Raw genomic sequence first — 13,169 nt, 5'->3', positions numbered from 1 at the left:
CAACTTCTTTCATGAATAATTATACCATTTTTGGACAAAAATTTTGGACAAAAAGTCCATCTGCATTGCTGCAAATGGACTTTTTCAGTGCCCTTGATATATAAGGCTTTCTGCCGTATAGTTATAAAACCTTATACGACTTTGTGAGGGCAAAAAGGCTGCGGAAAGTAATTAAAAAAAAAACTCCAACAAGAAAAAATACCCATATTGCACGACTTTTCCTTGGACATGTTCTTTCAGGTCGCTCACACGAGCTTGTTGAAACCAGAGAGGAAGGCAGTATTTTTAGAGTTAAATTACGTTACAAAGGTATGTTTTTCATATACGAGCCTAAGGAAAGAAAGGTCTACAGCATTTTCCCTGACAAAAATAATCCTAATCGATTAGAAATGAGATTACGGGTACCGGCTGGCTTTTTGGTTGTAGGTAAGGTTAAAGAGTATTTAAGCAAGAGATTATGGGATAGTTTTTTTAATACTGAATGGCCCGTGGTTTCAGCAAAAGGTTTTTCACTTTTTATACAAGTTGGTGATCAATTAATCATGATTGACATGAGGGAAAAAATTATTCGCGAAGCAAAAATTTAAAAAGGCAAGATAAGGCGCGATGCTCGCGCATCATCACATATGCCAGGCAGAGCCTGTCAATAGTGAATATTTTAGTGATTCTTATTACGATCGCATAGTAGCTTTTGAGATTCTATAATGAATCACATTAGAGTTATTTAATACTAATAATAAAGAAATGACATCCATGTATTTGAACTATTTTGTTATCAAGGAAGGCAAGTTCGACTTGAAGTTATCACCTAAGGAGGTTTATGAAGAAGCTAGAGTAAAAGCAGTCGCGGATCTGCGTATAAGAGATTAAGAGAATATGAGATTAAAGAAGGATTAAGAGCTCATCCTTATCACCTCGGAAATCACGAAGAAATATCTCTGACCTCTCTGTTTATATATGAAACGGCTTAAACTTAAAAGACAATCAAGAAGATCTTATAGGGGGAGGTATTAATGATGATAATAAAAAGGTGCGAGAGCTGCGGTGGTGAAAATATTAAGTCAGTAAAAATCTCTTTTAACTATCTAGGAAAGGTGGTCAAAGGGGTGCCGGTTGTAAAATGCCAGGTATGCGGCGAGGATATGACGGCCTCTGATGTATTAGCCAGGGTGGACCAGCTTGTTAAAGAGGGTAAAGACATATATGATTTATGAAAAAATTATTTCACGTGAAATAATTTCGGCTATGAGGAAGACACGGTGTGTGAATATGCCGCGATTGAGGAAATTATGGACAGCCCGGTTTATTGTAAATAGATAATACCCTGCCGACAGCATACCGATCCGTTATTATGACAGTGCAAGATCCCCGACCGGCCTGACCACAGTTTCCTCAATCGCTTTTACCTCATATACACAACCACGGCGACTAAGGATAATAATATGTATTGACAACGTAAATACAAGGAATTATATTATATAGTGAATATGCCTCAAAGGAGGTTTTAAAAATGTTATGGGCAGAAGTAAAAAGAAAATACCCTAATCAATGGGTAATAATTGAAGCTATTGAGGCTCATACAGAAGGTGATAAAAGAATTATATCTCAAATGACCGTAGTTGATAATTTCCAAGATGACAATAATAAGGCTTTGTTGCAGTATTTACAATTACATAGAAAGAACAGGGAAAGAGAGCTTTACGTTGTTCATACTTCACGCCCTGAACTGGATATAGTTGAACAGAGATGGATCGGGGTGCGAGCTGGTACATGAAAATAGATTTAAAGTATGGGCTACCTTTCATTAGCGTTATACTTACTCACCAAGGCAAATCTCTTAGTTATGATAATTTCTTGATAGATACTGGCTCTGCATCCACAATCATTGCCGCCGAAATTGCTATTGAATTGGGGCTAGGTCCTGAACCTTTAGATGTCATAAGAAAAATACATGGTGTTGGTGGAGCAGAATATGTTTACGAGAAAAAAATTGACAGAATTCAGTTAGGTACTAAAAAATTAACCAAATTCAAATAACAAATTGGTGATATGGATTATGGATTTGATATTGACGGCATCCTGGGAATGGATTATTTAATGATATCTAAAGTGGTTATAGATTTGGATAATATGATACTTTTGTAAAAGTACATGTAAGACAGGGAGGTTGGTAATATGAGCAAAAAAATACCGGAGTTTAAAACCGAAGAAGAAGCACGCTTTTGGGATGAACATGACAGTACCGAGTTTATTACTGACTTAGAACCTGTAGATATTAAAGTATCACCAGAACTAGAAAATGAAATATTAAATAAAAGAGAACTTAAAAAACCTATTACATTAAGATTGGAACCTTATCAGATTGAAGCCGTTAAAAAAATCGCCGTCAAGAGAGGACTGCCATATCAAACATTAATAAGAATGTGGATTAATGAAAAAATAAAAAATGATGCGTAAAAACAGTATTTAATTGAACGATCGGATAAAAAAACCGGCTGGTTGGAAAAAGATCGATAAAGCTAAACCTGATGATGATCCCTTAACAGAAGAGGAATTACGCCAACTCAATAGTAATGCAGGTTATGTAACAGGGGAGGAAGCCAAGCGTGAATTCGGGCTACAGGTTGATCTACCATAGAGATTGGGTCATAAAGGATTAGAGTTGTACTTAGGTTAGGGTAAGGTGTATAAGTTGGTCTTTGAGGATGGTGCTAAATGTGAAAAAGGCAACAAAAAATTGGTTTGATATTGCCCAGGACGATTTTAGGGTTGCCGGCTTGCTTTATAGTAAGAAAGAATATTTACATTGCCTTTTCTTCTGCCAGCAGGCCATTGAAAAAGCTATAAAAGCTGTATATTACGAGAAGTACAGCAAGACACCACCCAGGAAACATGATCTAGTTGTCCTAGCAGAAGCTGTAGACATCTTCTCCGAGCTAGATGATAACAGGAAGGATGCTTTTGTCCTACTCTCGCAGTATTACATAGAGTCCAGGTATGCTGAGGACCGGAAAGAACTTGCGAAGAACTGTACCCGGGTAGTAACAGAGGACATCTTTAAAAAAACGGGAGATGTTTTAGAATGGCTAAAAGGCAAATTGAAATAAGTATAAAAAAATACCTAGAAGCCCTCAGGTCTAAAAAAATCAGGGTAAAGAAGGCTATCCTTTACGGTTCCCTGGCTGCCGGCACCGGAGATAAGGACAGCGACATAGACCTGGCCATCGTCTCTCCGGATCTCGGTCGGGACCGGTTTAAAGAGTCCCTGATGCTTAAAAAACTTACCTTTGGGGTTGACTTGGATATATCACCACGACCTTATTCTGTTGAACAATATAAAAAAGCTCGACAGGGTGACTTTTTATATGACGAGATCATTCAAAAAGGAAAGACCGTTTACGAAGAGTAAAATTTAACTACCGACAGATCAACTTACAGGACATTACCGGCCGGGAGCTGCTTTACCGTGGACCGGTGGGCCTACTGCCCCTGACACCATTGATGAGTCATGATGAACTACCCGAAGTGGTACTAGATAAGTGCACCAAGCGTTTGCAAGCGAAGTAGAAACAGAGGACGAGAGGTCGATCCTGTATGTAGCACTTGCGGCTTTATCATCATTGAGGTTCCCAAAAGACCTAATTTTAAAAGTGCTGGAGGTGAGTAAATTGGAAAACTTACCGCTGTTTGACGGCATCCGGGAAGAGTGGGAAGCAAGAGGTCGTGATGAAGGGATAGTCGAGGCTATCATGGAAGCCCTTGAGGAGAATACCGGGGAACAACCTGTATGGTTAAAGGAAGAATTATCTATGGTTAAAGACAGAGGTTTACTGAGAAGAATTCTGCGACGAGCGGTTAAGGTTAAAACCATAAAAGAATTTGAGATTGCCTTAAAAGAACTGGTCATCTAACTTGACAATTATTCTCAGTAAATATATTATTATTTTAAATGGTGGAAATACTAATACTGAATATGGATCGTGGCCATCACCGAACCAGGTGGCTTAAACTATAACCCTTGACTGTTACCAGCAGTCAGGGGTTAAAAATTACTGCCTATGGTTGGCTATTTGGACTACGAGGTTTACTGCGAGGAGAACGGCGATTATGAGCTGAATAGTATCGGATGTATTCACCGCCTCACCTCCGTGCCGGGATTATTGGTAAATATGTGGTATTTTATTTCAAAAAAGTATTAAGTGTAAATCAGGTTTACATTTAGCCTCAATTGCAGCACCGGCGCGGGTTGTGGATATGCCGCTCATGTGGAAAATGTGGACAGCCCGGCTTACTGTAAAGAGATAGCCCCTGCCGGCCGCACGCCGATCCGGTAATAGGATCTTGCAGCTCCCCGGGCGGTCTGACCACAATTCCCACAATCGCTTGGAAAACGCTAATCGCGTTTACCACATACCCACAAAACCACGGCGACGACTGAAAAGACTTAATAATGATTATCTAGGACTCCTAATAAATAAAATAGGAGCATTCCTGTAATAAACAAAAATGAGCTTTGAAAAAAAGAGTACCCCCTGTTAACATACGAGGTGTCAGCTTTCGCGAAGCAACCCTTAAATAACAGAGGAGGTACTCAAGATGAAGTATACCCAGAACAAAAAGATTTTGCAAGTCACAGAAGAGACCTTAATCATTGGTGTGGACATAGCAAGCGAAATCCACTATGCTAGAGCCTTCGACTACCGGGGACTTGAAGTTGGAAGATTACTTAAGTTTAGTAATGATACAGAAGGCTTCGGACAATTCACCACTTGGGTAGGTGCGATTAAAGAAAAAAAACATTAAAGACAAAGTTATGGTAGGCATGGAGCCGACAGGGCATTACTGGTTCAATCTAGCTCAGCAACTTAAGGATCACAGCATGAAAATAGTGCTGGTGAATCCGTTTCATGTAAAAAGGAGCAAAGAACTGGATGATAATAATCCAACCAAGAATGACCGTAAGGACCCCAAAACTATAGCAATGCTAGTTAAAGATGGCCGGTACATGGAGCCATACATCCCGGAAGGCATATACAGCGAACTAAGAACAGCCATGGAAACCCGGTGTCAGATAGTAAAACAACTAAACGGAATCCGTAACCGTGTAAAACGTTGGCTCAGCATATACTTTCCAGAATTCAACCGAGTATTTGGAGACTGGGAAGGCAAGGCAGCCCTAATAGTGTTGCAGGATTTTCCTACACCCGTCAGGATATTAGAAAAAGGTGTGGAAGGTATTGTTGAGCGTTGGAAGCAGGATAAACTGAGGGGAATAGGTAGAAAGCGGGCTATGTGCCTGATAGAGGCTGCGAGGCAATCTGTGGGTGTTCGTGAAGGCATTATGGCTGCAGAGAATGACCTGCTCAACATGCTGGAGAACTATAAGTTGCAAATACAGCAGTATGAAAGAACCATGAACATGGTGGAGCAGCTTGTGAAGCAGGTACCTGGCCTGGATGAAATAGTGAAAATTAAAGGGGTGGGTTTGGTAACCGCGGCAGGCTTTATCGCTGAAGTAGGTGACATTAGCCGGTTTGAACATCCCAAGCAAATTCAGAAGTTGGCCGGTCTGAACATAAAGAAAGCCAGGGAAGGGTAAACGCGGATAGTGATGGTTATACGTGGGTGATTGATCCAATCGACGGTACTGTCAATTACTACCGATTTGGCAGGGATTACGCGATTTCACTGGCATTGTACAGGGATGGAAATCCAGTCTTCGGTCTGATCAATGATGTCGCGAGCGGGGTTATGTTCTGTGCTAAGCATGGTGAGGGCGCAATAATTGATAACTGCCGCTTAAATATCCTGCCTGAACGGAGAGAGAAGATGCACAAGGCGATTGTCGCTATGAGTTTGAGAACAATGATGGAGTTGGCCAGTTTGGATATGGATGTTGTAGGGATGCTGTCAAGGGTGCAGGCATACAGATATTTAGGATGCGCGTCTCTTGAATTATGCAGGGTTGCCAATGGCGAATACGACTTGTTTATTTCATCGAACACTTATGAATGGGATGTTGCCGCTGCCAGAATTTACCTGGAACAGCGTGGCGGGTTTTTTCTTTATCGCAGGAAGGATAAAGATAATTCACGTTATGGTAAAATTTTTGTAATCGCATATCGCTCGCCGTTAATATGGGAAGAAGTATTGGAATACTTTCCGAAATGCATTAGGAATGAGTTTGGTTATAAATGATAATGGGGTATGGCTATGCCGGATGAAATACGAATAATAGACAAGCTAATTTTTCGAATTATTTCAGGCGCCTACAATGCCCATGATCGACTACCGTCTGAAAATGTGATCGCTGATAAGTACAAGGTGCCGAGAATGACAGCTAGGAAAGCTTATGAAAGACTGGAGGAATTGGGCTATATTTATAAAAGACAGGGAAAAGGAAGTTATGTAAAAAAAAGACAAAAACAAATTGAACTTGTGCTTTCCGGCGATGTGAGTTTTAGCCAGAAAATGATCGAAAAAGGGTATGATTTTTATTCAAAAAATATTTTTTGCAAAGAGATTAAATATAATAAAAAAATTTATGATTTCTTAGAAACAGACCGAGATGACCGAGTCTTTAAAGTAGGCAGATTGAGGTTTATCAATCAGCAGCCTATTGCTATGCATATCTCTTATGTTGCCAAATCGGTATTTAATGATATTGATACGGTGGGTATGGATATCACATCCATGTTTAAATATTACAACAGTAAAGGATATCGGGATTATTGTTCAAAATCCAGCGTCTTGAGCGTTTCGTTTCCGACGAAATACCAGCGGGATATGTTGAATTGCGCATTTTTAATACCACTATTGGTCTTGGAATCCGGCTGTATGGAGCAAAGGAGCGGTAAAGTGCTGGAGTACACCAGGATTCTATATCGAAGCGATTGCTTTTCATTCTATGTCAGTCCAAAGGGATAGGATTGTTATGAGCTAATTGTGGTCCTATAAATAGGACGTATGTCCTATGTCAATATAGGACCACATTGACTATAATTAGTATTGAAAGATTTGATAGTGATTATTAGCAATTTAGTATTATATGTTTCGTAATAATATTAATCCTTTTAACTATCATTAGAAAGAACGGATATTTATGGAAGACTATAAGAATGAATTGAAATATTTGCTGGAGCGGGAAAGAACAGCGAAAATTATTTGCGCTGAACTCAATAACTTTATGGACTTGAAGTCAACCTTAATCACCATCATAGATCACGTTAAGAAGCTGACTAAATGCGGGGCTATAGGCATTAGGCTGCAAGACAACGGAGATTATCCATATTATGTCTACAACGGTTTTCCAGAGTCTTTTATCATACAAGAAAACAGTTTATGCGATAAAGGCAAGGATGCGGACAATACCTTGGAGTGCATGTGCGGAAAAATAATCAGCGGCAGATATGAGCCCTACTTGCCTTTCTTTACGAAAGGCGGCAGCTTTTGGTCAAATAATACGTCTGATTTAACAGCCACCACAAGTGAGCATGATCGCCGGGGAAAAACATTGTACTATTGCAACTCTTGCGGTTATGAATCTGTGGCGCTAATTCCTATTAAAGCCAGAGGTAAGCGTATTGGGCTGATTCAATTAAACGATATTAGCACAGGCATGTTTACTATAGAGTTGATTGAATACTTGGAAATGATTGCTGAGCAAGTTGGTTTGGCTGTTCAGAATAGCTTGGCTTATGACAAATTAAGGGAATTATCAATTAAAGATTCCTTAACCGGACTCTATAACCGCCGGGGGTTTTTTGAATTTGTTAATAAAGAACTGTCCAGGGCACGGCGGGACGGAACTACGTTTGGTATTTTGTCCATGGATATCGATAATTTCAAGGAGGTAAACGATCAGTTCGGACACTTGATTGGAGACCAGGTATTGAAAAATTTTGCCCAGACACTCAATTCGACGATTAGAGACTATGATCTGGCTTGCCGCTTTGGCGGAGATGAGTTTGTAGTGATAGTTAACACCAGCCTGAAAGGCCTTGATTTTACACAGAAACGGATACAAGACAGATTAATAGAGTGGATTTCTTCCGAGAAGGTAACAAGCAACCTGGGGATAAGTATCGGTAGTGTTATATGGGAACCAGGTAGGACGGAGAATATTGACGAACTGCTGAAAGTTGCTGATCAGTCCATGTATAAGAATAAGATGTATAAAAAACATCCTGAAAAATGAACAATGCAAACCCGGCCGCCCGGCCTGGTTTGCTGAACGAGGCTACCTTTTGTGCCTGCTGCCGGTTTGTAAAAAGCCCCGCCGGTTCTACTATTCCTTCTTCCCCGATACCTCATTTTCAAAATCTCAATCGAGTGAAAAGCCGTTAAGTGTAATAGCTCAAAGAAGGAAATAAAACGGTTTTATAGAATTTTAAATTTATATTTATTTTGTCCGAATAGGGTGAGTAGTAGTATGGAAGGACGATGTTTGTATGATTGGGAGGTTTAATTTTATGCCGATAACAGAAATGCTTTCCCGCAATGCACGGATGTATCCTGATGAAATTGCGTTAATAGAACGCGAACCGGCGATTTGCCGGAGGAGGGCAATAACGTGGCTGGGATTTGAAAATTCGGCCAACAAGTTTGCAAATGCGCTGCTGGCAAGCGGTGTAGGACGGGGGGACAAAGTTGTTTTATTAATGATGAACTGCCTGGAATGGCTGCCTGTTTATTTTGGCATATTGAAGACCGGAGCACTGGCTGTTCCTCTGAATTTCCGTTTTACCGCGGAAGAAATCAGAAATTGTATTGATGTTGCAGAGGCGAAAGTGCTTGTTTACGGGCCCGAGTTTCAGGAAAGAATTGACGAGATCAGTGAGCGAATCCGCCGCGTCGAGAAATTAATTTTTGTCGGGGAGAACTGCCCCGGTCAAGCTGAAAGCTATGATGAGCTTATGGGGCAATTTCCCGCGGAGGCTCCCGTCGCGGCGTTTTCCGATTGCGATATGGCCGCTATTTACTTTACGTCGGGTACTACCGGGAATCCTAAACCGATTCTTTTGACTCATGATAATCTGGTCTCCGCGTGCATTACGGAAAACCGCCATCACCTTCAGGAGCACCAGGACAATTTTGTTTGCATCCCTCCGCTGTATCATACCGGAGCTAAAATGCACTGGTTCGGCAGTCTTATTGTCGGTTCAAAGGCCGTAATCCTGCGCGGCGTAAACCCCCGGTGGATTCTTGAAACAGTATCTGAAGAAAGGGCGACAATTGTGTGGCTTCTTGTGCCGTGGGCGCAGGATATCCTTGACGCTATTGAAAGCGGGGAAGTTGATTTGCAGAACTATAACCTCGAACAGTGGCGGCTTATGCATATCGGAGCCCAGCCAGTGCCTCCGAGCCTGATCAGGAGATGGAAGAAATATTTCCCTGAGCAAATGTACGACACCAATTATGGCCTGAGTGAATCAACCGGACCAGGCTGCGTTCACCTTGGCATGGAAAATATACACAAGGTTGGGGCCATCGGCCTGCCGGGATTTAACTGGGAGGCAATGATTGTGGATGACAGCGGTACTCCTGTTCCGCAAGGCAAGGTTGGCGAATTGATCGTCAGAGGGCCGGGAGTTATGAAAGGTTATTATGAAAACCCGGAAGCCACCGCCCAAATACTGAAAAATGGCTGGCTCTATACCGGTGACATGGCGCAGCGGGATGAAGACGGGTTCATTTACCTGGTGGACCGGAAGAAAGACGTTGTCATATCAGGCGGAGAGAATATCTTTCCCGTGGAAATAGAAGATTTCCTGCAGGCTCACGATGATATTAAGGATGTGGCCGTAATAGGGATGCCGGACAATCGCCTGGGGGAAATACCCGTGGCCATTTTGGAGGTCAAACCAGGAAGGGAACTGAGTCAGGCCATGGTTATTGAATTCTGCATGAAGCTGCCCAGGTACAAAAGGCCGCGTATGGTTTTTTTCGATAAAATTCCACGGAACCCGACCGGCAAGATTGAAAAGTCAAAACTTCGTGAGAAATATTGCGGCAAGCGCGAGGTATTAAATATAGAAGGTTGAGCAGTAATAAAAAGAAAGCCAGTCACAGCAGTTCATGACTGGTTTCTTTTTTTGTGTTAAGAAATCAGACCGGGCAGGAAAGTGGCAAGCTGCGGGAAGGCCATCAAAATGGCCAGACAGATGATAATTGCCAACAGGAAAGGCCAGATGCCCTTGAAAATCACTTCAAGCGGTATATCGGGAGCTATTCCTTTGATTATATATACGTTCATGCCCACCGGCGGCGTAATCACGCCCATGGCCACGGTCAGAACAATAATTACCCCGAACCAGATTGGGTCGTAGCCAAGCATGTTAACCGCTATCGGGTAGAATATCGGTACAGTCAGTAAAATCATTGCCAGCGCGTCGATGAAACAGCCAAGGACTAAATAAATAAGCAATATCACCGCCATGACGGCAAACGGAGGCAATGGCAGGCTGCCGGCCAGCTGGGCCAGTTCGAAAGGAACTCTGCTGATAGCCATGAGGCGTCCGAAAATCATCGCCCCGGCGATTAGCAGCATAATCATGGCGGTGGTCCGGGTGGCGTCCAGGAGGGATTTGTTGAAGCCTTCCCAACTGATGCTCCTCTTAAAGAGAGCCACCCCCAAAACGCCTGCGGCCCCGACAGCCCCTGCTTCCGTAGGGGTAAACCATCCAATAAACAAGCCGCCCATGGAAATGAGAAATATAACCAAAACTTCTCCCAGTCCCCCGCGCAGCGCGCTGAACCTTTCCTGCCAATCCGCTTTCGCTCCGGGGGGTCCCAGTTCCTTCTTGCGGGAGGTAATAATGTATATGGCGGCTATATAAAGCAGCATCAGGACAATTCCCGGTATAATGCCGGCGATGAAGAGCTTGCCTACCGACTGTTCCGTGGCAATGCCGTAAACGATAAAGATCACGCTGGGCGGGATCAGCACGCCCAGGACTCCGCCGGCGGCGACGCTGGCGGTGGCCAGCGAAACGTCATATTTATACTTGTTCATTTCCGGCAGGGCGATGGCCCCGATAGTTGCCGCCGTGGCCGTGTTGGACCCGCAAATGGCTCCAAAGACGGCACACGCGGCCTGAGTGGCTATCGCCAGTCCGCCGGGGTAGTGTCCGATTAATTTGTAGGCGAAAACATACAGCTTGGTGCCGATGCCGGAATAAAAGGCGAGAAACCCCATCCAGACAAACATGGCGATGACACCCAGCGAATATGAAGAGAAGTTGGTAAATATCTCATTGGCCACCATGCTGAATGCCGCGGCCGGCGAGGTCAGGTAGGCAAAACCGGCAAACCCGACCAAAGCCATCGCGTAGGCGATGGGCATCCGCAGCATCAACAGGACCATAAAGGCTATAATGCTGATTAAACCAACGTGGAGTGGACTCATTTACTGACTGCCGCCTTCTGTATGGATTCGACGTTAGGCGCCGGCATGGAGATAGACGATAAAGAAAACACCTTCCGCAAGGATTCAATTGTTTTAACCAGCAGCACGAGGGAAAGCGCCAGCAGGCCGAAGGCCACCAGGTAAATAAAGGGTGCGACCGGGATTTGAGTTGTCGGGGAAACTAAGCCGTTCGCCGTCATTCTTTGGGCATGCATGCAAGTTTGCCAGGCACAAGCAGCCCAGAATAACAAAGCCGTGGCATTTATCAAGGTGTCAATAATTGCCTGTGCTTTCAGCGGCAGTCTTTCCACAACAAAGTCGACCGCGATATGGCCGTTTTGTACCGCGCAATAGCCTAAAGTCAGGCCGATCATCACCGCGGTTGTATAAACAACATATTCATAAGCCCCCAATATGGGATGTTTGAACAGCGCGCGCAGTAGAATGTTGGCTACAACCAGCGCCATGACCAATACCATGCAAAAGCCCGCAATATTGTTCAGTATCCGGCTTAGTCCCGTAACTAATCCTTCAAGCTTTTTCATATCAGGATACCTCCGGTGATACTATTCATATTCTTTATTGTACTTATCGGCAAGCGACTTGACTGTATCCATAATTTGTTGTCCTTGGTAGCCCTTTTCATTCATTTTCTTCACGAAATCATCCTGCATTGGCTTTACCAGGTTTACCCACCGGCTTATTTCCTGGTCTGAAAGCTTGATCTCTTTCATGCCTTTTTCATCAAAAGCATATTTCAGCGCAGTCTCGGCCTGTTTATCCCATAAACTAATTGCCACCTCTTCAAAGTATTCCTTGCTGACTTCCTCAATGGCTTTCTGGTTTTCCGGAGACAGCGAGTTCCACTTGTCGAGGTTCATTGTGATAAAAAACAAAGTGTTGTAAAGAAACGGGGTTCTGGTCAGATATTGCGTTACTTCGGCGTGCTTCCAGCCCTTCAGCACCTCCACGGTAGAGAGGTTGCCCTTGACAACTCCCTTGGATAAAGCTTCATAGGCGTCGGACTGAGGCATGGGCACAGGGTTGGCTCCCAGCGCTTTAAGAGTATCTGCGCTCAGTCCCGTCGCCCTGATTCCGAGCCCCTGCAAATCTTCCAGGCTGTTGACCGGAATTTTTGTGAACAAATCGCCAGGGCCGGTGCAAAAAACCATCATCAGCTTGGTATCCTGGATTTCTTGGGGATTAAGCTGTTTAATTCCCTCCCAGGCGACCTTGCTGGCTACCTTGGAGTTGTTGTATGTGGTGCCGGGTAATTCGAATGCTTCAAGCACCGGGAAGCGGCCCCGAGTATAAGAGAAGCAGGAAAGACCAATGTCGGCGACCCCGTTGACCACGCCCTCATAAATACCGTCTGCTTTCAGCAGGGTCTCGCCGGGGTTGCTTTTAATTATTACCTGACCGTCGGTGGCTTCAGAAATAGCTTTCGCCCACGGTTGAATCAGTTCAGTTTCAGCCGGGTGGGTGGCGGGAAAGAAATGCGCTAAATTCAGCTCCACGGCCCCTTGCTTTTTAGCCTGCCCCGGTGAAGAACCGGAAGAACAACCGGCCAAAGCGAAAATCATAAGCAACACCAATAAGACGGACACTCTTTTGTCCACCCGTGAAAACACACTTCCGCCTCTGGCACACGACATCCTTTTCAATACATGACCTCCTTTTAATCTTAATAGCCTCTCGGCATTCGCCGAGGCAGATGGCACAAGGCTTTGCTTGAACCATCGTTATTGAATTCCTCCTACTT

18 protein-coding genes are annotated in these 13,169 nt (G+C 43.7%); 15 read left to right on the top strand and 3 right to left on the bottom strand.

The features are described from left to right. Positions 1-143 precede the first annotated feature (143 nt). From A4E54_RS13220 to A4E54_RS13150, 15 genes are all read left to right on the top strand, one after another. On the top strand, positions 144-587 hold the full coding sequence (locus tag A4E54_RS13220; RefSeq protein ID WP_286726382.1) for a hypothetical protein: 444 nt from the start codon (positions 144-146) through the stop codon (positions 585-587). Positions 588-1,013: 426 nt separating this feature from the next. Then, the gene (locus A4E54_RS13215; RefSeq protein WP_240084928.1) at positions 1,014-1,214 is read left to right on the top strand and encodes a YgiT-type zinc finger protein; all 201 of its coding nucleotides are present in this window, start codon (positions 1,014-1,016) and stop codon (positions 1,212-1,214) included. 296 nt (positions 1,215-1,510) lie between these two features. Continuing rightward, positions 1,511-1,774, top strand: coding sequence for a hypothetical protein (locus tag A4E54_RS13210; RefSeq protein WP_240084929.1), 264 nt, complete (start codon positions 1,511-1,513; stop codon positions 1,772-1,774). Further along, positions 1,771-2,037 (top strand): retropepsin-like aspartic protease, encoded by a 267-nt coding sequence (locus A4E54_RS13205; protein ID WP_240084930.1) that lies wholly within the window; start codon positions 1,771-1,773, stop codon positions 2,035-2,037. The genes A4E54_RS13210 and A4E54_RS13205 overlap by 4 nt, the downstream gene beginning before the upstream one ends. Before the next feature lie 138 nt (positions 2,038-2,175). After that, positions 2,176-2,457: a CopG family antitoxin gene (locus tag A4E54_RS13200; protein ID WP_240084931.1), complete on the top strand. Its 282-nt coding sequence runs from the start codon at positions 2,176-2,178 to the stop codon at positions 2,455-2,457. Positions 2,458-2,470: 13 nt separating this feature from the next. Next, entirely contained in the window at positions 2,471-2,638 is a 168-nt protein-coding gene (locus A4E54_RS13195) for a hypothetical protein (RefSeq protein ID WP_240084932.1), read from the top strand. A gap of 79 nt (positions 2,639-2,717) precedes the next feature. Further along, positions 2,718-3,107 carry a HEPN domain-containing protein gene (locus A4E54_RS13190; RefSeq protein ID WP_240084933.1) on the top strand — a complete coding sequence of 130 codons (390 nt, stop codon included), beginning with the start codon at positions 2,718-2,720 and terminating at the stop codon, positions 3,105-3,107. Continuing rightward, complete coding sequence (locus tag A4E54_RS13185) at positions 3,083-3,409, top strand: nucleotidyltransferase domain-containing protein (protein ID WP_240084934.1); 327 nt, start codon at positions 3,083-3,085, stop codon at positions 3,407-3,409. The genes A4E54_RS13190 and A4E54_RS13185 overlap by 25 nt, the downstream gene beginning before the upstream one ends. Before the next feature lie 259 nt (positions 3,410-3,668). Further along, the gene (locus A4E54_RS13180) at positions 3,669-3,911 is read left to right on the top strand and encodes a hypothetical protein (RefSeq protein WP_240084935.1); all 243 of its coding nucleotides are present in this window, start codon (positions 3,669-3,671) and stop codon (positions 3,909-3,911) included. Positions 3,912-4,596: 685 nt separating this feature from the next. Continuing rightward, positions 4,597-4,803 carry a hypothetical protein gene (locus A4E54_RS13175; RefSeq protein WP_286726379.1) on the top strand — a complete coding sequence of 69 codons (207 nt, stop codon included), beginning with the start codon at positions 4,597-4,599 and terminating at the stop codon, positions 4,801-4,803. Further along, a complete protein-coding gene (locus A4E54_RS13170; protein WP_286726377.1) occupies positions 4,778-5,599 on the top strand; it encodes an IS110 family transposase in 822 nt (273 codons plus the stop codon). The genes A4E54_RS13175 and A4E54_RS13170 overlap by 26 nt, the downstream gene beginning before the upstream one ends. Positions 5,600-5,625: 26 nt before the next feature. Continuing rightward, positions 5,626-6,198 (top strand): inositol monophosphatase family protein, encoded by a 573-nt coding sequence (locus A4E54_RS13165; RefSeq protein WP_353681840.1) that lies wholly within the window; start codon positions 5,626-5,628, stop codon positions 6,196-6,198. 15 nt (positions 6,199-6,213) lie between these two features. Next, positions 6,214-6,927 (top strand): GntR family transcriptional regulator, encoded by a 714-nt coding sequence (locus A4E54_RS13160; RefSeq protein WP_240083802.1) that lies wholly within the window; start codon positions 6,214-6,216, stop codon positions 6,925-6,927. Between the two features lie 175 nt (positions 6,928-7,102). Beyond that, positions 7,103-8,197: a sensor domain-containing diguanylate cyclase gene (locus A4E54_RS13155; RefSeq protein ID WP_286726375.1), complete on the top strand. Its 1,095-nt coding sequence runs from the start codon at positions 7,103-7,105 to the stop codon at positions 8,195-8,197. Between the two features lie 274 nt (positions 8,198-8,471). Further along, the gene (locus A4E54_RS13150) at positions 8,472-10,043 is read left to right on the top strand and encodes a class I adenylate-forming enzyme family protein (RefSeq protein ID WP_240083800.1); all 1,572 of its coding nucleotides are present in this window, start codon (positions 8,472-8,474) and stop codon (positions 10,041-10,043) included. Between the two features lie 56 nt (positions 10,044-10,099). Here A4E54_RS13150 and A4E54_RS13145 read toward each other — a convergent pair whose 3' ends face one another. From A4E54_RS13145 to A4E54_RS13135, 3 genes are read right to left on the bottom strand one after another with little or no spacing between them, the layout of a single operon-like run. Beyond that, positions 10,100-11,407 carry a TRAP transporter large permease gene (locus A4E54_RS13145; RefSeq protein WP_286726373.1) on the bottom strand — a complete coding sequence of 436 codons (1,308 nt, stop codon included), beginning with the start codon at positions 11,405-11,407 and terminating at the stop codon, positions 10,100-10,102. Further along, positions 11,404-11,952, bottom strand: coding sequence for a TRAP transporter small permease (locus A4E54_RS13140; protein ID WP_286726371.1), 549 nt, complete (start codon positions 11,950-11,952; stop codon positions 11,404-11,406). Before A4E54_RS13140 ends, A4E54_RS13145 begins: the two co-directional genes overlap by 4 nt. Before the next feature lie 21 nt (positions 11,953-11,973). Beyond that, a complete protein-coding gene (locus A4E54_RS13135; protein ID WP_286726383.1) occupies positions 11,974-13,062 on the bottom strand; it encodes a TRAP transporter substrate-binding protein in 1,089 nt (362 codons plus the stop codon). Between the last annotated feature and the right edge of the window lie 107 nt (positions 13,063-13,169).

The organism is Pelotomaculum sp. PtaB.Bin117 (genome assembly GCF_002067195.1).
In the GTDB taxonomy this organism is placed as follows: Bacteria; Bacillota; Desulfotomaculia; order Desulfotomaculales; family Pelotomaculaceae; genus Pelotomaculum_D; species Pelotomaculum_D terephthalicicum.
Note: the sequence above shows the minus strand (reverse complement) of the source record. Positions and strands in the feature narration are given on the sequence as shown.